The following is a 19,597-nucleotide window of genomic DNA, read 5'->3' as shown; positions in this document are numbered from 1 at the left end:
TAGAGGCAATTGCCATGACAATGCTGTTGCAGAAAGCTTCTTTCAGCTATTAAAGCGGGAACGAATTAAAAAGAGAATCTATGCAACTAGAACTGAAGCAAGATCCGATATCTTTGAATATATTGAGATGTTCTATAATTCAAAACGCAGACATGGTTCCAATGGTCAGCGTTCTCCATTAGATTATGAAAAGGCCAATCAAAAGATGGTTATGTGTGTCTAGAATTTTGGTGGCTATTCAGTGAAATGTTATTTTATATATGTGTTTGATTTTAGGTTAAACAAAAAGGTCTATGAACTTAAAGTATCATGTACTCAATTTAACATAAAATGAAGTTATGCGACTTCAGAATGAACTGATTAGATTAATAAATATTTATGAGTATAGATAAAGACTCCCTAAAAGCTGGGGCTGAATTATTAGAAGTTGTAGTTGATACTTTTATAACGCCTGATGGTTTAGCAAAAGATATTCCTGTTGTTGGCACTATTTTTTCTTTGGCTGATGCTTGCAATACTTTTAGAAATAAAAGATTCGCAAAAAGAGTTTCTGCCTTTTTAACTAATTTTTCACCTGAAGATTTTGAAAAATTCAAAAAAGCTATAACAAATAAAAGTAACGAAGATTTAGGCGAGGAAATTCTAAGTGTAATTGATAACTTAGAAAAAGAAGTACAAGTAAATATGGTTGCTCGTGCAACAAAAAAGCATATAGCATTACTTGAAGAGGGACATTCTTCGGAATCTGTGAAATATATTTTAGATCATAATATCCATATTATTAAACAATTAGATAGCCATCTCTTAGCAGGTCTTCATGCTATTTATGGTGGACAGAATTCAGTAAGAATTAGTTCGGTAGATCAAGGATTATTTAATTTAGGATTATTAGAAATGAATATTATTAGCACAGCACCAGCAGGCGGTGTTCCAATTTCATCTCATTCATTTAGCTGGTGTGAAACAGGAAGTAATTTTTATAAATATATTGTTTGTACCGATGAATAAAAAGAGTCCACGCTATCTAATGGTGGACTCTGGTTCTAAATTTAAGACTAAAAGAATAGCATTACTTTAATCATCTTTGCCTAAAACTTCTTCTCTATATTTCATTACATCTGCTGTTTTAAGTTCAGGCAAATATTTGCGGATCAGTGTATGGATTACATCAGATTCTTTAATCCGAGTTTTTTTCTCGATCATCATTTCAAGAGCAGTGTTCTTAACCATCTCTTCTTCTTCATCTCGTAATCGAATCGTGATTGCCATTCTATAAACTCCAAGTGTATGGGCTTATCCCATCATTTATGATTTATATTTTATGATATATTGTAATATCACAAATCAAATGTTATAAATACCACAAAATGTGATTTGTGATATTTGATTTATGAAAAATGAATACCAATTCTTTGATCGTCAAAGCTTTATTCAAGCTTCATTTAATGAAGTAGCACGAATCATTTCTGAACATGGCAATCCATGTCTAGATGTATGTTGTCCTGCTGAATCAACAGAAAGATGCCTTGAGCATTTAGCAGTGGTGGCAAGTGACTGGTCGTACGATTATTCACTGATTGATGCCCACTTAGAAACCTATAAAAAAGCCAATGCTGAAATTCGTGAATATTTAGGAGAGTAGGGGCATGGACAAGGCATGTGAACTGATTAATAAAATCCAAGACTTCGATCAAAATATTCATCAACTAACAGAAGTCTATGAACAATCACAATTCATCATGGATGAAATTGTCTTAGCTGCTACATATTCGGAAATTGATCTTCGTGTTTGCCAAAACCTTAAAGATTATTTGAATGGTGTTGTTCAGAATAAATTGAACCATTACCAACATCTCATCACTAAAAAACAGAAGCAACCTCAAGACAATTCAGTCATTCAAACCTTTGAACATAAAATAGCCAAAGTGTTGGTAAACACGACAGAATCAACTGCCAAGCATGGTGTTCAACCCCCAATTTATAATATGCGGGAAACGATTGACCAAATCTGCATCATGTACCCAGACATAGAGGTCATAGCCACGCAGACTTGCGTAGGCTTGGACTAATACGCAAGTCGAGTAGCGATCTGATTTCTGCATAACTTATATTATGTTCATTAGGATACTCAGTAACGTGATGTATAATCGTAGATCATCACGTTACTGAGCTGTGGCAACAAACAGGTTGTGTAGGCCACAGTCTTTAGATATCCTATTTAACATAAAATGAAGTTATGCGACTTCAGAATGAACTGATTAGATTAATAAATATTTATGAGTATAGATAAAGACTCCCTAAAAGCTGGGGCTGAATTATTAGAAGTTGTAGTTGATACTTTTATAACGCCTGATGGTTTAGCAAAAGATATTCCTGTTGTTGGCACTATTTTTTCTTTGGCTGATGCTTGCAATACTTTTAGAAATAAAAGATTCGCAAAAAGAGTTTCTGCCTTTTTAACTAATTTTTCACCTGAAGATTTTGAAAAATTCAAAAAAGCTATAACAAATAAAAGTAACGAAGATTTAGGCGAGGAAATTCTAAGTGTAATTGATAACTTAGAAAAAGAAGTACAAGTAAATATGGTTGCTCGTGCAACAAAAAAGCATATAGCATTACTTGAAGAGGGACATTCTTCGGAATCTGTGAAATATATTTTAGATCATAATATCCATATTATTAAACAATTAGATAGCCATCTCTTAGCAGGTCTTCATGCTATTTATGGTGGACAGAATTCAGTAAGAATTAGTTCGGTAGATCAAGGATTATTTAATTTAGGATTATTAGAAATGAATATTATTAGCACAGCACCAGCAGGCGGTGTTCCAATTTCATCTCATTCATTTAGCTGGTGTGAAACAGGAAGTAATTTTTATAAATATATTGTTTGTACCGATGAATAAAAAGAGTCCACGCTATCTAATGGTGGACTCTGGTTCTAAATTTAAGACTAAAAGAATAGCATTACTTTAATCATCTTTGCCTAAAACTTCTTCTCTATATTTCATTACATCTGCTGTTTTAAGTTCAGGCAAATATTTGCGGATCAGTGTATGGATTACATCAGATTCTTTAATCCGAGTTTTTTTCTCGATCATCATTTCAAGAGCAGTGTTCTTAACCATCTCTTCTTCTTCATCTCGTAATCGAATCGTGATTGCCATTCTATAAACTCCAAGTGTATGGGCTTATCCCATCATTTATGATTTATATTTTATGATATATTGTAATATCACAAATCAAATGTTATAAATACCACAAAATGTGATTTGTGATATTTGATTTATGAAAAATGAATACCAATTCTTTGATCGTCAAAGCTTTATTCAAGCTTCATTTAATGAAGTAGCACGAATCATTTCTGAACATGGCAATCCATGTCTAGATGTATGTTGTCCTGCTGAATCAACAGAAAGATGCCTTGAGCATTTAGCAGTGGTGGCAAGTGACTGGTCGTACGATTATTCACTGATTGATGCCCACTTAGAAACCTATAAAAAAGCCAATGCTGAAATTCGTGAATATTTAGGAGAGTAGGGGCATGGACAAGGCATGTGAACTGATTAATAAAATCCAAGACTTCGATCAAAATATTCATCAACTAACAGAAGTCTATGAACAATCACAATTCATCATGGATGAAATTGTCTTAGCTGCTACATATTCGGAAATTGATCTTCGTGTTTGCCAAAACCTTAAAGATTATTTGAATGGTGTTGTTCAGAATAAATTGAACCATTACCAACATCTCATCACTAAAAAACAGAAGCAACCTCAAGACAATTCAGTCATTCAAACCTTTGAACATAAAATAGCCAAAGTGTTGGTAAACACGACAGAATCAACTGCCAAGCATGGTGTTCAACCCCCAATTTATAATATGCGGGAAACGATTGACCAAATCTGCATCATGTACCCAGACATAGAGGTCATAGCCACGCAGACTTGCGTAGGCTTGGACTAATACGCAAGTCGAGTAGCGATCTGATTTCTGCATAACTTATATTATGTTCATTAGGATACTCAGTAACGTGATGTATAATCGTAGATCATCACGTTACTGAGCTGTGGCAACAAACAAGTTGTGTAGGCCACAGTCTTTAGATATCCTATTTAACATAATATACATTATGCGAAATCATATGTATTTTATTATCCTAGAGTTTTCTGTGATCTATACCTTCTAATTTCCTCACGTAATTCCTTCTTTTTTGGTTTACTCTATAAATTGAAACGCTTCAAAAATTGCGCTGACCAACTATAAGTAAATGACTAAATACAAGGATGAAAAAAAATGAGTGATGCTGAACGAAAACAAGTTAAAGCTGAAATGGAAATTGATCCTAAGCTAAGTTGGCAAGAAAAATTAGCCGTTGAGGAACAAGAAAAATTATCACCACGGCTGGTCTATGAAATTATCCGTCGTGATGGTGTTGAAGAATTGAGTCGTCCGTTAAATGCACTCATCTTCTCTGGTATCACAGCTGGATTAGTCATGAGTTTTTCCTTCGTGTTTAAAGCTGTAATTGGTTCTTATTTACCGGTAGATGCAGTTTGGAAAGATTTAGTCACGAATATTGGATATACCATCGGATTTATTATTGCAATTTTAGGACACATGCAGCTTTTCACAGAGAATACCATCACAACTGTCATTCCGTTATTTAAACCCTTTAGCTTCGCAAAACTTAAAGCCGTGGGTCGGCTTTGGAGTATTGTTATTACTGCCAATGTGGTCGGAACTTTTTTATCGAGTCTATTTTTTCTCACAACAGCACTATTTACGCCTGAAGTGGATCATGCACTAAATGAGATTGCGCATCATGTTGCTTCATTTTCTGCTTGGGAAAACTTTCTCAAAGGTACAATGTCTGGTTTACTCATTGCTGCACTCGTTTGGATGTTGCCTTCTGTTAACAATAAGATTTTATTGATTTTTTTATTAACCTATCTGATTGGTTTAGGTGATTTTACCCATGTGGTTGTTGGCTCTGTTGAAGTTGCGTATTTGGTTTGGCAAGGTCAGGTTTCTATGAGTGAGTTTTGTTTTCAGTTCTTACTTCCAACCACGCTTGGTAATATTTTAGGTGGTACAGGTGTTTTCACCCTGTTAATTTATGGTCAAGTAAATGAAGAATTAGAGGAATAATAATTACTTACAATCTTAAATATCAATAAGTCAGCTTAAAATCATTAAATACTGTAATTTTAAAGTATGTATAACAATTTTAGCTGCTTATATCTAAAATAATCGATATTACTTATAATAAGCTCATGTAACGCTAATATTTAGGAACATATATGTTGCAATGGTTTGAAAAACTCGTAGACCCCTATCCTACTCGTGGTTTAAACGAACCATTGCCTAGCAGTTTTTTTGCATTTATCTGGAAATCGACACAAGGCGTACGTCCTTTTTTATTTATTTTGATTTTGTGTACTGCCGGTGCCGCAACTTTTGAAGCAATTTTATTTTCAAAAATTGGTCACTTGGTCGATTGGCTCAGTACCAGTACGCCAGGTAATTTTTTAGACCGGCACACTGAGAACCTGACTATTTTGGCCAGTGTTTTATTCGCCAATATCTTTTTTGTGTGTTTACAGTCGATTGTTAAACACCAAATTCTATACAGCAGCTTTCCTATGCGTTTGCGCTGGCAGTTTCATAATCTGTTACTTCAGCAAAGTATCGATTTTTTTCATAACGACTTTGCTGGTCGTTTGTCTGCCAAAGTGATGCAAACTGCATTGGCTATTCGTGAATTCTGGATGATTTTGGGTGATATGCTGGTTTATGTCACCATTTACTTTATTACTATCAGTGTGGTACTTGGGTCTATTTCACCAATTTTACTGATTCCTTTAGCGCTATGGTTAGGGCTTTTTATTTTGAGTGCATGGTACTTTATTCCGCGTTTATCTAAAGTATCTCAACAACAGGCAGATGCACGCGCAGTCATGACTGGCCGTGTAACCGATGCCTATACCAATATTCAAACGGTTAAATTATTTGCTCATGCGGGCCGTGAAAGCAAATACGCAAAACAGTCCATGGTCGAGTTTATGGAGACTGTATTTCGTCAGATGCGTTTGGGTACACAGTTTGAAATCAGTACCACGTTTTTAAGTGCAGTCTTGTTTATTGGTGTGATTGGAACAGCTGTCTGGCTATGGCTCAATGGTCAAGCTGCACTGGGTGTGATTGCTGCCACCACAGCTATGATTTTAAAACTCAACAGCATGTCTGAGTTTATGATGTGGCAAATGTCTATGCTATTTGAAAATGTAGGCACCATTCAAGATGGTATGCGTACTTTGGGTCGACCGGTAAGTATTCAAGACAAAGAAGATGCCAAACCATTACAGGTAAAATCGGGTGAAATCCGTTTTGAAAATGTCAGTTTTGCCTATTCAGATAAAAACGTGATCAGCCAATTTGATTTGACCATTCGTCCGGGTGAAAAAATTGGTGTGGTGGGCCGCTCTGGTGCGGGTAAATCGACTTTGATTCAATTATTACTGCATTTTTATGAGCTGAATCAAGGCCGAATCTTAATTGATGGCCAAGATATCAACGACGTTACTCAAGACAGCCTACGCGCCAACATAGCCCTAGTCACGCAAGATACTTCGTTACTGCATCGTACTGTTGCTGAAAATATTAAATACGGCAAGCCAGATGCTTCAGATGAAGAAATGTTCCATGCTGTTTCTAAAGCACAAGCGGATGAATTTATTCCACAATTAAGTGACTTACGCGGCCGTCAGGGCTATGAGGCTTATGTCGGTGAACGTGGTGTTAAACTCTCTGGTGGACAGCGTCAGCGAATTGCAATTGCCCGTGTATTCTTAAAGGATGCACCGATTTTAATTCTAGATGAAGCCACGAGTGCTCTAGACTCGGAAGTTGAGGCAGCCATTCAATCGAGTTTAGATGCGCTCATGGAAGATAAAACAGTGATTGCAATTGCACATCGATTATCTACAATTGCCCAAATGGATCGTTTGATTGTTTTAGATCAAGGACATATTGTAGAGCAAGGAACCCACGACGAACTGATCGCCCAAAATGGTTTATACGCACATTTGTGGAAACGACAAACAGGTGGCTTCTTGGTCGATGAATTAGAAACAGAGGAAAAAGAATAATGTTGTACCTGGAAGATCTTAAAGTGGGTGATCGTTTTATTAGTCGTGATTATGAAATGACCCTTGAAGAAATCACACAATTTGCCCAGCTTTACGATCCTCAGCCTTTTCATCTCGATGAAAAAGCTGCACAGAAGCATCCCGTCTTTCAGGGTTTGGCAGCCAGTGGTTGGCACACCTCTGCAGTGGTGATGCGTTTATGGACTGAGTGCTTTCAGGTTGCAGGTGGTCTCATTGGCTCTGAAACCAGTTTGCGCTGGCCACGTCCTACGCGTGTGGGTGATCTGGTGCATGTCGAAGTTGAAATCGCCAGTATTACCCCTTCAAAATCCAAACCAGATCGTGGTATCGTGAGCTACATCACACAAGCACTTAATCAACATGGCGATGTATTACTCATTTCAACCACCAAAATTCTTGTCTTTAAACGAGATAATTCAGTCATTAGTTAAAATTTTGTCTGACAATTTTCATTTTTTAAAATAATTTTCATGTAAATATAACAAACGGATGACTGTAGTCTATACGCATAACGGATTAGGAATGAAAATAAATTCAGCGCGTCAGGATCAAGGAATACCTGGTGTTTATGGCCTATTACTTTTAGACGTTGTGTCTCGATGGGGATACAACGATCAGACATTGTTTGCTCCTTTTCATCTGACCAGTGAGCAGCTTGCAGATCCGGAGTATCGTATTCCCATTCATATCGCCAATGAACTGGTGAAACATGCATTACGTCTTACCGGTGAAAGTACACTGGGATACCACCTTGGCCATCAGATGCGTATCTCTATTCATGGGTTTATCGGTTATGCCATCATGACTGCAAATGACATTACCGATGCACTGGCTTTGGCAACGCGATTTATTCAGCTTCGTATGCCCTTTTTACAGCTTTACTTTTCTACCTTTGGTCCAAAAGCCACTCTTCAGTTGCAATGTGATTTTGATTTAGAGCCTTTACGCACAGAAATTATTTTAAGTTTAACCATCGGTATTATGAGCATGGCCAGAGCGCTCACTGGGCGTGATGATTTAACCGGTGAAGTTGATCTGGATTTTGAACAGCCCTTTGGATTTGAAAAATATTTAAATAAAATGGCCATCAACATGCGATTTGATCAACCACATCTGATTTCAAGCTTTGACAAACAGTATCTTGGTTTAAAAATGGTCAATGCAGATCCGATTGCGAGTCAAATTGCGATTAATCAATGCGAAAGTGAATTGTCTGCTCTGGGTGAACGTCGTCGTTTAGCCATGCGTGTACGTGATATTTTGACCAACTCCGAACAACATTATTTGAGTATTGAGAGTGTGGCCGAACTGTTGCACATGTCTGATCGTACACTTAAAAGACAACTTGCAGCCGAAGGTACGTCATTTTCGACACTGGTTGATGAAGTACGTTATCGACACGCGACCTCGCTACTGTCTCGAACCGATTACAGTCTTGAGCAAATCGCAGATGAACTTGGATATTCAGATGTTGCCAATTTTAGCCGTGCGTTTAAGCGCTGGAGTGGACGAAGTCCAAGTAACTGGCGCAAAGACCCCTATCTATAAGCTTTTCATTTGCTTAAAAAACCTGTATAACCGCTATCAAAAATATTGAACTTTAGGATTGTGAGGAGCTGTTATGAACCATCCTTCTGAATTAAAGTATGCACGTACTCATGAATGGGCCAGAATCGAAGGCGATTTGGTTGTGACAGGAATTAGCGATCACGCTCAAGATGCACTAGGTGATCTTGTATATGTTGAAGTTCCTGAAGTGGGTAGCCGTGTTACTGCTGGTGAACAGGCAGGTGTAGTTGAGTCGGTTAAAACGGCTTCTGACATTCATGCGCCGGTGTCTGGTGTTGTGGTTGAAGTCAACACCGCACTTGAAGATGATCCTGATTTTATTAATGATGAGCCCTATGCTAAAGGCTGGATTTATAAAATTAAACCAGACAACCTGTCAGATGTAGATAATCTTTTATCGAATACAGATTACGAAGCAGGTTTATAACATAAAAAACAGGCACTTCTTCTAAAGTAGTGCCTGCCTTGCATTTTATTGCTTATGCCGATTCGAGTAACTGCTGTGCATTCAATTGCTGCGCTGCGCGCAAAAGTAGGCGTTCGGTTTTGTCCCACCCCAAGCAGCCATCCGTTACTGATTGCCCATACGTCATGTCACAAGAGATTTTCTGCTGACCATCCACTAAATGACTCTCAAGCATCACGCCACGTACATTGCTTTCTAAACGCTCTAAAATAATTTGTTCCAATACCTGTGGCTGATTCAATGGATTTTTTGAACTATTGCCATGGCTACAGTCAATCACCAACGCAGGCAATGTGCCATTGTGTTTTAATTTCATTTGATCAATTGCGTCAAGATCAAAGTTTGGTCCTTTGTTTGCACCACGTAAAATCAGGTGGGGTAAACGATTTCCATTGCTCATCAACACCGCAGGTAAACCTGATTGGCTCATCCCAAAAAATTGATGTTCATTTTTTGCCGATTGAATCGCATCTAATGCAATTTGAATTGAACCATCGGTGCCATTTTTAAAACCAATTGCAAATGGCATATGGCTCGAAATTTCTCGATGAATCTGTGATTCGCTGGTACGTGCGCCAATTGCTCCCCAAGCCAACAAATCGTCAAAATATGCTGTAGCCATTGGATTTAAAATTTCACTGGCAATTGGTAGACCTTTTTCAATGATATCAAGATATAAAGCACGTGACTGCTCAATACCACGCTGCATATTAGCCGATCCATCGAGATCCGGATCGTACATAAAGCCCTTCCAACCTACTGTGGTCCGCGGTTTTTCGATGTACGCACGCATCACCAGAAAAATCTGGTCTTTCACTTGTTGTTGTAATTCAATTAATCGTGATGCGTAGTCCAATGCAGAAACTGGATCATGAATCGAACAAGGCCCGGTAATCACCAATAGTCTTGGATCTTGACCCGATAAAATATTTTCAATGGTTTGACGATGCTCGGCAATTTGCTTCGCAAGTGGCGATGAGAGCGGATATTGTGCTTTTATTTGTTGTGGTAAACGAAGTTCGATTTCTTTTGAAGTGGTTTTTTCAATCAGATTATTTAGCGCGTTCATTGTAACTTCCTTTGGACTGAGTCGTTCAGTCCGATCTTTTATTTGAGCGATGTGGGACTATTGGATTGAGATTGCTGGCTAAAGTAAAACCAATAAACGTTGCTAAAATAAGTCGAGTTGAAATTAAACATGATGAATTCTCCAAAAAAGTTAAATAAAACAGCCATAAAAAAACCTGATCGGGGTTGCCGATCAGGTATTAACTTGAAGGGCAACCTTTTTGTTGCCCGAATGCAAACAGGCAACTATCTATATTGCCAAAAATAAAAATAAGCAGTGTGATGTACAGGTTGTTTTAACATGTCTGTTTCAATCAGGTAAAACGTATCTTGCCTCTAACATACGCGGACTCAAAACATTTGACAAGTGTTTTAGTAAAAAATAATTAATTGACGAGCATGTTCTTAATTGATTAATATCTAGCCATACCCTTCTTTATCTCGAGTCTCTGCCGATGAATTAAGTTCTTTTTTGTTTAACGTCATTTTTATTTGATGTACAAAATAGAACGCTATATCTATTCATGGTTCACTTGGCTCTACTTTTGTACATCCTGTTTTTTTGGAGGTCTTATGACCCAACAGGCATGTATTATTCATCAACTTCATTTTGAACTTGGTTCTACAGTTCTCTTTGATCAACTTGATTTCCAATTGAATAGACACCAGCTAACAGGCTTAATTGGACGTAATGGGCAGGGAAAAAGTCAACTTTTACAATGTCTTTTAACTCAAAAAAATATTACCGGACAAGTCGCTTGGAACTGTGCTTATGCTTTTTTACCTCAACAACATCAACTCACTAATCAAACGATCGCACAAGTATTACAGATTGAAGATACCCTCAAAGCCTTAAAACGTATCGAGTGCGGGCAAGCAACATTTGAAGATTATGATCTGGCTGAAGGTAACTGGAATCTGCCTCAATACTGGCAAGAGCAATTGAGTAAAGCCGGTTTAACCACAGCATTTGACTTTCCGATCACAGCTTTGAGTGAAGGACAAAAAACTAAACTGGCCTTATGTCGACTTTTTAATTTAAAAGATCACTATTTGCTATTGGATGAACCGAGTAATCATCTCGATGCATCTGGTCGCGATTGGTTAATTTCCAGCTTACTGGCGCATCCTATGGGAGCACTTGTAGCGAGTCATGATCGACAACTACTCAATCAAATGCAACATATATTGGCATTGGATAATTTTGGCCTGCATGCACATAGTGGAAATTATGCCAATTACAAGCAAATTACAGATACAGTTGAAGCTGCACTTGAGCTTTCGATTGATCAACACAAACGAGAGCTTAAGCAGCAAACGATCAAGCAGCACGAAACATTAATGAAGCAACAAAAAAAGCAAAGCACTGCAAAGAAAAAACGTAATAGCGGCTCCCAAGCAAAAGTAATTTTAGATTTTAAACAAAATAAGGCCGATCGACAGTTAGGACAGATCACTCGACAGCAGTATCGTCAGCTTGAATTTCAGAAAGAAGCGCTACGAGACAAAACTTCTCGACTTGAAGTCATCAAAGCGCAGCAATTCGAATTTTCATCTACCCAACCCCAATCAGGAGAATTGGTACGTCTTAATGATGTGTTACATCCATACCACTGCAATCTAACCTTTCATTTTGCATTACTAGCACATGAAAAATTGCATCTATGTGGTGAGAACGGTGCTGGCAAATCGACTTTATTACATTTGATTGCTCGTCTTCATACTTCTGATGACTCACTTTTTTTTAAACGGGCTCGCTGTTTGTACCTTGACCAAAGATTTAGTTTCCTCGATTCAAGATATTCTGCCGTAGAAAATTTACGTTTACTGAATTCTGAATATGACGAAGTATTCTGGCGAAACAAGTTAGGTCAGTTGCGTCTGCGGGGAGATAGCACACTCAGACCTACTGCCCAATTAAGTGGCGGAGAGCAACTCAAAGTGGCACTGACGGCTCTTGCCTATCCTGCTGAGTCAATTGATCTATTACTATTGGATGAACCCGAAAACTATCTTGATATTGTATCAAGGGAACTACTTGCATGTGCAATACGCGATTTTAAAGGTGCTGTTATTTTAGTCTCACATGATGTGGATTTCGTTCGGCAATGTGGTATTCACCAAGAAATTCATATGTCAGAAGTTATAAAGGCTTAAGTACATTTTGTACCTAAGCCTTGAGTTGGATTTAACAGACCAGAAGTCTTAAAAATGAATGACACTACGAATAGATTTACCTTCATGCATCAAATCGAATGCATGATTAATCTCATCGAGTGGCATGGTATGAGTGACAAAAGGTTCAAGTTGAATATCACCCTTCATCGCATCTTCAACCATTTTTGGCAGTTGACTACGACCTTTTACGCCACCAAAGGCAGTTCCCATCCATTTACGGCCGGTCACTAACTGAAATGGTCGAGTTGAAATTTCCTGACCAGATCCCGCAACACCAATAATCACAGACTGTCCCCAGCCACGATGTGCACACTCTAGAGCAGAGCGCATTACGTTGACGTTGCCAATACATTCAAATGAGTGATCTACACCCCAACCTGTCATTTCAACAATCACTTGCTGAATCGGTTTGTCGTATTCTTTTGGGTTTAAAAAGTCTGTTGCACCAAATTCTTTAGCCAATTCAAACTTATCTGGGTTGGTATCTACAACAATGATTCGTCCAGCTTTGGCCTGACGTGCACCCTGAACCACAGCCAGACCAATACCGCCTAAACCAAATACGGCAACAGAATCACCTTCTTGTACTTTTGCTGTATTGTGTACGGCACCAATTCCAGTTGTGACGCCACATCCAAGTAAACACACTTGTTCATGATTGGCTTCAGGATTAATTTTCGCCAGTGAAACCTCAGCCACCACCGTATATTCACTAAAAGTTGAGCAACCCATATAATGATAGATTGGCTCTCCATTATAAGAAAAACGCGTGGTGCCATCTGGCATAACACCTTTACCTTGTGTTGCACGAACAGATACACACAGATTGGTTTTATTCGATTTACAAAATAGGCACTCACCGCATTCTGCTGTGTAAAGTGGAATTACATGGTCACCCGGTTTTACACTGGTGACACCCTCTCCCACCTCGACTACCACACCAGCACCTTCATGCCCCAAAATGGCAGGAAATACACCTTCAGGATCATCACCTGAAAGAGTGAAAGCGTCGGTATGACACACGCCTGTATGTGTCACTTTAATTAGCACTTCCCCTGCCTGAGGCGGTGCTACATCGACTTCTACAATCTGTAAAGGTTGTCCCGGTCCAAATGCTACGGCCGCACGTGATTTCATGTGTATCTCCTGATTATTTTAAATAGGATTTTAAGATCTTACTAATTTCGACAAGCTCGGTACTTCGTTCTTGCTCGGTGGTATCGCCAGCAACCAGCGTATCTTTCAAATGTACCTCGAGCATTTCATTCATTAAGCCATTCATTGCACCACGTGTCGCACAGATCTGCTGAAGAATATCGGCACAAGCCGTATCGCCTTCAAGCGCGCGCTCAATGGCCTGCACTTGGCCCTGAATTTTTTTTACACGAAGAATAATTTTTTTCTTGTCTTCAATTTGCTTTGGCATAAACAATCACTTTGCACTGATTTATATACTATACCCAAGTATAGTAATAAGTAAAACATAAAACTTGTGAGAAATTTATTTATGAAGAACGGAAATTTTTGATCCTTGATGTCTGACTTGATATGCTTAAGATGAAAATAGCGTTGAATCGACAATAAAAATACAAATTGATGTTCTAATTCTGGAAAATATCATGTGGTGGATTCATCAAACTCAAAACTTTTTAAGATATTTTTTGATTTTAAGTTTTAGCTTGATCTCGATGGGATTACAAGCTTCACAAAGCGAGAAAAATTTGATTGAACAAAGTACGTGGCTTAACGATCCATCTGCCCAGCAAAAGATTCAGCAAGGCCTCACGGCCTATGTTGCACTCGATGATGCCTTTATTAGTATTGCCTCACGGATTTATCTGATTCGAAAGGCCAAACATACGATCGATTTGCAGTATTACATTTGGCACAATGACTTTGTGGGTCAGTTAATGCTTCACGAATTACTCAAGGCAGCAGATCGCGGTGTAAAAGTTCGGCTTTTGATTGATGATCAAAACGGTACACAGCTTGATTCAACAATTCAGGCGCTGGCACAACATCCAAACATTGAGTTTAAATTTTTTAACCCCTATCGATTTCGACATTTTAGAGCTTTAGATTTTATTTTGCGGCCATATGAGATTAATCACCGCATGCACAACAAACTTATTGTTGCTGATGATCTGATTGCTGTAACAGGTGGACGCAATATCAGTAGTGAATATTTTGAAGCCAGCTACAAGTTTCAGTTTACCGATCTAGATATTCTGTTTTACGGCACGGCAGCAGCACAAGCAAAGCAGACTTTTGAAAATTTTTGGACGTCTTCGCGCTCCGTCAATGCAACACATATATTAAAAACGTCCACACCTCAAGATTTAATCAATTTACGTCAAACCTACCAAGAAAATGAACGTATTGATACGCCGACTGAAGATAAAATCAATGACGCGCAAGCAGAGCTAAATCAGCTCTTAAAACAAGGTTATACTGTAAATTGGGCTAAGGCACATTTTGTAGCCGACTCACCCAAGAAAATCTCACGGACGGCCAAAGGTCAAGAGCTGATTTATAATCAGATTTTTGCACTCATGGGCCATCCAAAACAGCATCTGGAGCTGGTATCGGCTTACTTTGTCCCTACTCAAGCCGGTGCAGACTATTTGGGTCAATTGAGTCAGAAGCGGGTCGATATACGCGTGCTGACCAATTCGTTTGCCGCCAACGACGTGGCGATTGTGCATGCATTTTATAGTCAGTATCGTCGGGAGTTGCTTCAAAACGGCATTAAACTTTATGAGTTTAAGCCGATTATTGAGCGTACACGCCCAACATGGTACGAAAAAATGACCGGCCGCGTCATTCCGGCAAAAGGCAAAAAAAGCTCAAGCTTGCATGCCAAATTTTTTGATGTAGATGGGAAAGTCTTTATTGGATCATTTAATTTTGATCCTCGATCTGCCTATATCAATACAGAGGTCGGACTGGTGGTTGAGTCGGAAGCACTGCAAGCCCAAATTCAACAGGTTTTAGATGAGTATCTACCCGTGATTGCCTATGAGCTTAAATTAGATGCTTCAGGTGAATTGATCTGGCTCGATCACCAAGCCAATGGTCAGACTATCGTTTATCGTCATGACCCACAAACCACTCGCTTTCAGCGCTGGATAATGAAATGGATGGCATATTTACCAATTGAGTGGATGATGTAACTCTAGAGTAAGCCTGTAGCTTCAAATAGTGCTGCATAAGCGTGTGCTTTTTTTTCTAATGCCAGTGGGTATGCTCTAGAAGATGATGGCATTCGATATAAATTGAATTTACGCTGTAAAAATATCGTTTCGCTGGGCGTACCAATGACAGGTTTTGTGGTAGATGGCTCAAAAGACTGCATCAAGGTGTCGGTGGCCTTGTCTCCAGTGGTCACAATGGTACTGCACACTGGAATCTGACGCAGTAACTGCTCAACGTCGGTGGGTGTCACAATGTCTAAAAACTTATCAGAGGCGTTGCCTTTCAATCGTTTTACTTGATAGGCCGTATCAAAAATGGCAATTCCTTTTTCTGTCAAAAAATGCCGAATTTTATCTTCATGAAAATTTTTATGTTCAAGATTTAAAAAGTAATCTTTATTATTAAAAAAGATTAGACCAAAAATACGCCACATGTCATTTTGATAATTAGGATAATAAAAGTCCATTTTCCAACGTTCTTTTGGAGGTGGGAAGCTACCCAACATCAATAACTTTGCGTTGACGGGTAAAAATGGCGCGAGCGGATGTGTTTCAATCTGTGAAATTTCGTCTATGCTCATAAAGCTTGAGATATAAGTAAGTTATTGGGTATTTTAACTGATCATCGGCTTATTTTTCTCAAGTTCATATCGTAATTTTCAGTACTAATTAATTAGTGATATCAGCATGAATACGTGAATATTTCTATACAATAACTTAAACGAATTAGATTTTCTTAACACACTTCATGTATTCAGTTAAAATTTTATATAAATTAATCTTAATTCAAGAAAAATAAGATAAAGTTAAATAGCATCAATACGTTAATACAAGAAAGTGAGTAACTTTAAAATGACAATTCGGTTTGTTGAAGCCACTGATTTTGAGGCTTGGTTGACTCTTTGGAAAGGTTATCAAGAATTTTATCAATCATCGATTGATGATCAAGTGACACGCATTACCTTCTCACGTTTTCTTTCAGAACAAGAACCGGTGTACTGTTTAGTGATTGAAGATGAATCACTAAAGATCATTGGATTTGTACATTATATTTTTCATCGTAGTACATGGTCAGAAGGCAATTACTGTTACTTGCAAGATCTATTTGTCGATCCTGCACAACGAGCTTCAGGTATTGGTCGTAAACTCATCGAAGAAGTGTATAAGATTGCAGAAGAAAAGAAATGCTCACGCGTTTACTGGCTCACGCAAGAAACCAATTATCAAGCTCGAATGCTCTATGATCGAATCGCAGACAATTCTGGCTTTATTCAATACAGAAAATTATTTCATTAAACTCATCAACTACCGATCGCGTTGCATTCAATGAGCAGCGCGATCTTTTTGTATTTTCATTTATCCACTCAGTTTATTTACTACTCTAAGCGGTAATACTTTCATAGCCAATGCAATTGGTCGCCATGGCCACTCCGGTACGTAGGCTTTAACCGGTTCTTTTTCGATGGCCTTTACTAAAAGGCGTGAGCCAGTTGCTTCATCAACCTCAAATGGTAAATGTTTTGCGCCTTCATTCAGCTCTGTTCGAATATATCCCGGAAATATGGTCGAAATCTTAATAGGCGTATCAATTAACTCGGCTCGAATACCTTCTGCTAAGTGTGCAATACCCGCCTTACTGGCAGCATAAGCAGAAAGATGCTTCGGGAGCCCTCGAATGGCACTGACCGATGAAATCACCACCAAGTGTCCTGCATTTTGCTGTCTAAAAATTTCAACTGCAGCCTCGCATTGTGCCAAAGCTGAAATGAAATTGGTTTCCGCTGTGGCACGATTGACTTCAAAATGTCCTTTTCCTATACGACGTCCTTCTCCTACACCTGCATTTACAATAATTCGCTCCAAACGACCAAAGTCATGCTGGAAAGCTTTAAAGACTTCAAATACCTGCTGGTAGTCAGTTACATCGAGTGATCGGGTTTTTACGATAATGCCGTATTGTGCCTCTAACTCTGCTTTTAATACATCGAGTCGCTCAAGCCGCCGTGCGCAAATCGCAAGGTTATACCCTTTTTTTGCAAACTCTCGCGCCATGCCTGCGCCTAAGCCTGAACTCGCACCTGTAATCAGTATTGTTTTTGCCATTTAAAAAGTATCCTTTATATCCATGTGAGTAAGTCACGGTTTTTTGCTTTTATAAAATGATGCTCATTGAGACTTAAAAGTTGTGGCTCATTCCCTACTAGTCTTAATGTTGTTATGCTGGCATTGGTAATGGCCCAATTCAGTGCAAAAGTTCGGTTGGGATTGAGTTCGAGAATTTTTCCAGCAGCAACTGATACCACACCCCCAGAGGTAAATACGACAGCATATCTGGGCTTTAAAACTGAAAGCTCATTACATAGTTGCGCTAAAGTTGTTTCAACTCGAGATTTGAAATCTGGCCACGATTCTTCGTACTCGTGATGAAACGCGCCATCTGTCCATCTGGAAACTGCATTTTCAAAAATTTGCCCTAGATAGTCTCTCGGATTAGATGCTTTGGCGACCTCTTGTTTAAGTAATTCAGGTTGTTTAAAGCGTGGGTCGTAATTTGCAAATACCTGTTGATGATTAAACTCATTCCAGCCCGCATGGGTATGAATATTCGCTTCGGGAAAACACTGCTTAAGCGCACCTTGCGCCGTTTGCATATGGCGTTTCATTGTACCTGCCACCACATAAGGCGCTTCACTTAAAATTTGTTTGAAATACTGACCCAGTAATTCTGCTTGAGACTGCCCTGTAGGAGATAATTCATCATAATTTGCTTTACCAAAGGAAGCCTGACCATGACGAACCAGATAAATTGTGGTCATTTCTTTAAGATTCCTTGAACTTTGTGAAGATATTTGGTGTTGATCTTGCTGTGTTTGAACTTATCGGCAGCAATTAATTTTAAAGCACGGATATGAAGTGCGTGAATCACAATCCAGAAATCCTTAAAAGCCTGATTTTTAGTCTGTTTATGAAAATATCGGTAATAAATTTGCTGTGCAATCACAGCCAGGCGAAAAACACCGAATACCTCATAAAACGTCCAGTTCGTTGTATCTAAACCGGTCTGACGCATGTAATAGTCCACCACTTGTTTGCGAGTGAACATTCCTTTTAAATGTGTGGGCTGACGACGAGTCGATTTGAAAATCATGTTGTCTGTTTCTTCTACCCAGTAAGCCAACGCATTTCCCAAATCCATGAGTGGATCGCCCAGTGTCGCCATTTCCCAATCGAGTACGCCTATCACATTTGTTGGTGACTCAGGATCAAGGATCACATTATCAAATCGCCAGTCATTATGAATAATGCAAATTTTTGATTCTCTAGGTGTGTTGTCTTTTAGCCACTGTCGAACATATTCAAACGATGGCACATTGATGGTTCTTGCTTTTTCATAACGTTTATCCCATCCCTCGACCTGCCGCTGGCAATAGCCTTCACCTTTGCCCAGATCTTTTAACTCAGTCCCTTCATAAGGTACTTGGTGGAGTTCAATTAACCGATCCAGTACATTTCGACAGAGTTGATTGATTTGTTCTTCATTTAATTCAAGTTCCGGCGGAAGTTTTGCACGAGGTATAATTCCTTCGATACGCCGCATCACATAAAAGTCACAACCGATCACATGCGGATCTTGGCACAATGCAATCATCTCAGGCACTACTGGATAATAGGCTGCCAAGTGTTTTTGTACAAAAAATTCTCGTGCCATATCATGAGCAGATTTCGCTTTAGTACCGTTGGGTGGGCGCCGTAAGATCAGATCCACATTATGGTATTTCAGCCGATAGGTCCAGTTGGATGCGCCGCCCGTGTATTGTGTCAGCTCTACCTGTCCTTCAAGTAAGATTCCTTGCTGTTTTAACCATGATTCAATCGCATGGATGTCTAACTCTTCTCCCTCTTGAACCGAACCACCCAAATCAATAACTGACATAAATTTTCCTTATTT

24 protein-coding genes are annotated in these 19,597 nt (G+C 38.8%); 15 read left to right on the top strand and 9 right to left on the bottom strand.

Features of this window, described 5'->3' with window-relative positions:
- Positions 1 to 223: IS3 family transposase (locus L2096_RS07020; RefSeq protein WP_250365132.1), on the top strand; the 223-nt coding region annotated here is incomplete at its 5' end.
- Between the two features lie 155 nt (positions 224 to 378).
- Positions 379 to 1,008, top strand: coding sequence for a hypothetical protein (locus L2096_RS07015; RefSeq protein ID WP_250365131.1), 630 nt, complete (start codon positions 379 to 381; stop codon positions 1,006 to 1,008).
- A 66-nt stretch (positions 1,009 to 1,074) separates the two neighbouring features.
- Here the strand turns inward: L2096_RS07015 and L2096_RS07010 are convergent, their stop codons facing one another.
- Complete coding sequence (locus tag L2096_RS07010; protein ID WP_250365130.1) at positions 1,075 to 1,269, bottom strand: hypothetical protein; 195 nt, start codon at positions 1,267 to 1,269, stop codon at positions 1,075 to 1,077.
- A 121-nt stretch (positions 1,270 to 1,390) separates the two neighbouring features.
- Here L2096_RS07010 and L2096_RS07005 point away from each other — a divergent pair, with 121 nt between their 5' ends.
- From L2096_RS07005 to L2096_RS06995, 3 genes are all read left to right on the top strand, one after another.
- Positions 1,391 to 1,642, top strand: a complete 252-nt coding sequence (locus L2096_RS07005; protein ID WP_250365129.1) for a hypothetical protein — start codon at positions 1,391 to 1,393, stop codon at positions 1,640 to 1,642.
- 4 nt (positions 1,643 to 1,646) lie between these two features.
- Positions 1,647 to 2,069 (top strand): hypothetical protein, encoded by a 423-nt coding sequence (locus L2096_RS07000; protein WP_250365128.1) that lies wholly within the window; start codon positions 1,647 to 1,649, stop codon positions 2,067 to 2,069.
- Between the two features lie 207 nt (positions 2,070 to 2,276).
- Positions 2,277 to 2,906: a hypothetical protein gene (locus L2096_RS06995; protein ID WP_250365131.1), complete on the top strand. Its 630-nt coding sequence runs from the start codon at positions 2,277 to 2,279 to the stop codon at positions 2,904 to 2,906.
- A gap of 66 nt (positions 2,907 to 2,972) precedes the next feature.
- On the opposite strand, the gene L2096_RS06990 is transcribed toward L2096_RS06995, so the two are convergent.
- Complete coding sequence (locus L2096_RS06990; protein WP_250365130.1) at positions 2,973 to 3,167, bottom strand: hypothetical protein; 195 nt, start codon at positions 3,165 to 3,167, stop codon at positions 2,973 to 2,975.
- Positions 3,168 to 3,288: 121 nt separating this feature from the next.
- On the opposite strand from L2096_RS06990, the gene L2096_RS06985 reads away from it, so the two are divergent.
- The 7 genes from L2096_RS06985 (at position 3,289) to gcvH (ending at position 9,169) form a co-directional block, all read left to right on the top strand.
- Positions 3,289 to 3,540 carry a hypothetical protein gene (locus tag L2096_RS06985; RefSeq protein ID WP_250365129.1) on the top strand — a complete coding sequence of 84 codons (252 nt, stop codon included), beginning with the start codon at positions 3,289 to 3,291 and terminating at the stop codon, positions 3,538 to 3,540.
- Between the two features lie 4 nt (positions 3,541 to 3,544).
- Entirely contained in the window at positions 3,545 to 3,967 is a 423-nt protein-coding gene (locus L2096_RS06980; RefSeq protein WP_250365128.1) for a hypothetical protein, read from the top strand.
- A 366-nt stretch (positions 3,968 to 4,333) separates the two neighbouring features.
- Entirely contained in the window at positions 4,334 to 5,152 is an 819-nt protein-coding gene (locus L2096_RS06975) for a formate/nitrite transporter family protein (protein ID WP_502801291.1), read from the top strand.
- Positions 5,153 to 5,304: 152 nt separating this feature from the next.
- Complete coding sequence (locus L2096_RS06970) at positions 5,305 to 7,152, top strand: ABC transporter ATP-binding protein (protein WP_004937474.1); 1,848 nt, start codon at positions 5,305 to 5,307, stop codon at positions 7,150 to 7,152.
- Positions 7,152 to 7,604: a MaoC family dehydratase gene (locus L2096_RS06965; protein WP_004937471.1), complete on the top strand. Its 453-nt coding sequence runs from the start codon at positions 7,152 to 7,154 to the stop codon at positions 7,602 to 7,604. The genes L2096_RS06970 and L2096_RS06965 overlap by 1 nt, the downstream gene beginning before the upstream one ends.
- A gap of 91 nt (positions 7,605 to 7,695) precedes the next feature.
- Positions 7,696 to 8,721, top strand: coding sequence for a helix-turn-helix transcriptional regulator (locus L2096_RS06960; protein ID WP_151746269.1), 1,026 nt, complete (start codon positions 7,696 to 7,698; stop codon positions 8,719 to 8,721).
- A gap of 73 nt (positions 8,722 to 8,794) precedes the next feature.
- Positions 8,795 to 9,169, top strand: coding sequence for a glycine cleavage system protein GcvH (gene gcvH / locus L2096_RS06955; protein ID WP_004937465.1), 375 nt, complete (start codon positions 8,795 to 8,797; stop codon positions 9,167 to 9,169).
- Positions 9,170 to 9,221: 52 nt separating this feature from the next.
- Here the strand turns inward: gcvH and L2096_RS06950 are convergent, their stop codons facing one another.
- On the bottom strand, positions 9,222 to 10,277 hold the full coding sequence (locus L2096_RS06950; protein ID WP_055415350.1) for a 3-deoxy-7-phosphoheptulonate synthase: 1,056 nt from the start codon (positions 10,275 to 10,277) through the stop codon (positions 9,222 to 9,224).
- Positions 10,278 to 10,849: 572 nt separating this feature from the next.
- Here L2096_RS06950 and L2096_RS06945 point away from each other — a divergent pair.
- On the top strand, positions 10,850 to 12,433 hold the full coding sequence (locus tag L2096_RS06945; protein ID WP_250365126.1) for an ATP-binding cassette domain-containing protein: 1,584 nt from the start codon (positions 10,850 to 10,852) through the stop codon (positions 12,431 to 12,433).
- Between the two features lie 48 nt (positions 12,434 to 12,481).
- Here the strand turns inward: L2096_RS06945 and L2096_RS06940 are convergent, their stop codons facing one another.
- Complete coding sequence (locus L2096_RS06940; protein ID WP_004947270.1) at positions 12,482 to 13,591, bottom strand: S-(hydroxymethyl)glutathione dehydrogenase/class III alcohol dehydrogenase; 1,110 nt, start codon at positions 13,589 to 13,591, stop codon at positions 12,482 to 12,484.
- A 13-nt stretch (positions 13,592 to 13,604) separates the two neighbouring features.
- Positions 13,605 to 13,880, bottom strand: coding sequence for a metal/formaldehyde-sensitive transcriptional repressor (locus tag L2096_RS06935; protein WP_088458443.1), 276 nt, complete (start codon positions 13,878 to 13,880; stop codon positions 13,605 to 13,607).
- A 262-nt stretch (positions 13,881 to 14,142) separates the two neighbouring features.
- On the opposite strand from L2096_RS06935, the gene L2096_RS06930 reads away from it, so the two are divergent.
- Entirely contained in the window at positions 14,143 to 15,627 is a 1,485-nt protein-coding gene (locus L2096_RS06930; RefSeq protein ID WP_250365136.1) for a phospholipase D family protein, read from the top strand.
- 2 nt (positions 15,628 to 15,629) lie between these two features.
- Here L2096_RS06930 and L2096_RS06925 read toward each other — a convergent pair whose 3' ends face one another.
- On the bottom strand, positions 15,630 to 16,229 hold the full coding sequence (locus L2096_RS06925) for a uracil-DNA glycosylase family protein (RefSeq protein WP_250365125.1): 600 nt from the start codon (positions 16,227 to 16,229) through the stop codon (positions 15,630 to 15,632).
- Positions 16,230 to 16,500: 271 nt separating this feature from the next.
- Here L2096_RS06925 and L2096_RS06920 point away from each other — a divergent pair, with 271 nt between their 5' ends.
- Positions 16,501 to 16,944: a GNAT family N-acetyltransferase gene (locus L2096_RS06920; protein WP_250365124.1), complete on the top strand. Its 444-nt coding sequence runs from the start codon at positions 16,501 to 16,503 to the stop codon at positions 16,942 to 16,944.
- Between the two features lie 60 nt (positions 16,945 to 17,004).
- Here L2096_RS06920 and L2096_RS06915 read toward each other — a convergent pair whose 3' ends face one another.
- Genes L2096_RS06915 through L2096_RS06905 form a run of 3 tightly spaced genes read right to left on the bottom strand, consistent with a single transcriptional unit; the run spans position 17,005 to position 19,582 of the window.
- On the bottom strand, positions 17,005 to 17,751 hold the full coding sequence (locus L2096_RS06915; protein WP_250365123.1) for an SDR family oxidoreductase: 747 nt from the start codon (positions 17,749 to 17,751) through the stop codon (positions 17,005 to 17,007).
- 14 nt (positions 17,752 to 17,765) lie between these two features.
- Positions 17,766 to 18,464, bottom strand: coding sequence for a histidine phosphatase family protein (locus tag L2096_RS06910; RefSeq protein ID WP_104124271.1), 699 nt, complete (start codon positions 18,462 to 18,464; stop codon positions 17,766 to 17,768).
- Entirely contained in the window at positions 18,461 to 19,582 is a 1,122-nt protein-coding gene (locus tag L2096_RS06905; protein ID WP_250365122.1) for a phosphotransferase family protein, read from the bottom strand. The genes L2096_RS06910 and L2096_RS06905 overlap by 4 nt, the downstream gene beginning before the upstream one ends.
- Between the last annotated feature and the right edge of the window lie 15 nt (positions 19,583 to 19,597).

Source organism: Acinetobacter sp. ACZLY 512 (genome assembly GCF_023614015.1).
GTDB lineage: Bacteria > Pseudomonadota > Gammaproteobacteria > Pseudomonadales > Moraxellaceae > Acinetobacter > Acinetobacter soli.
Note: the sequence above shows the minus strand (reverse complement) of the source record. Positions and strands in the feature narration are given on the sequence as shown.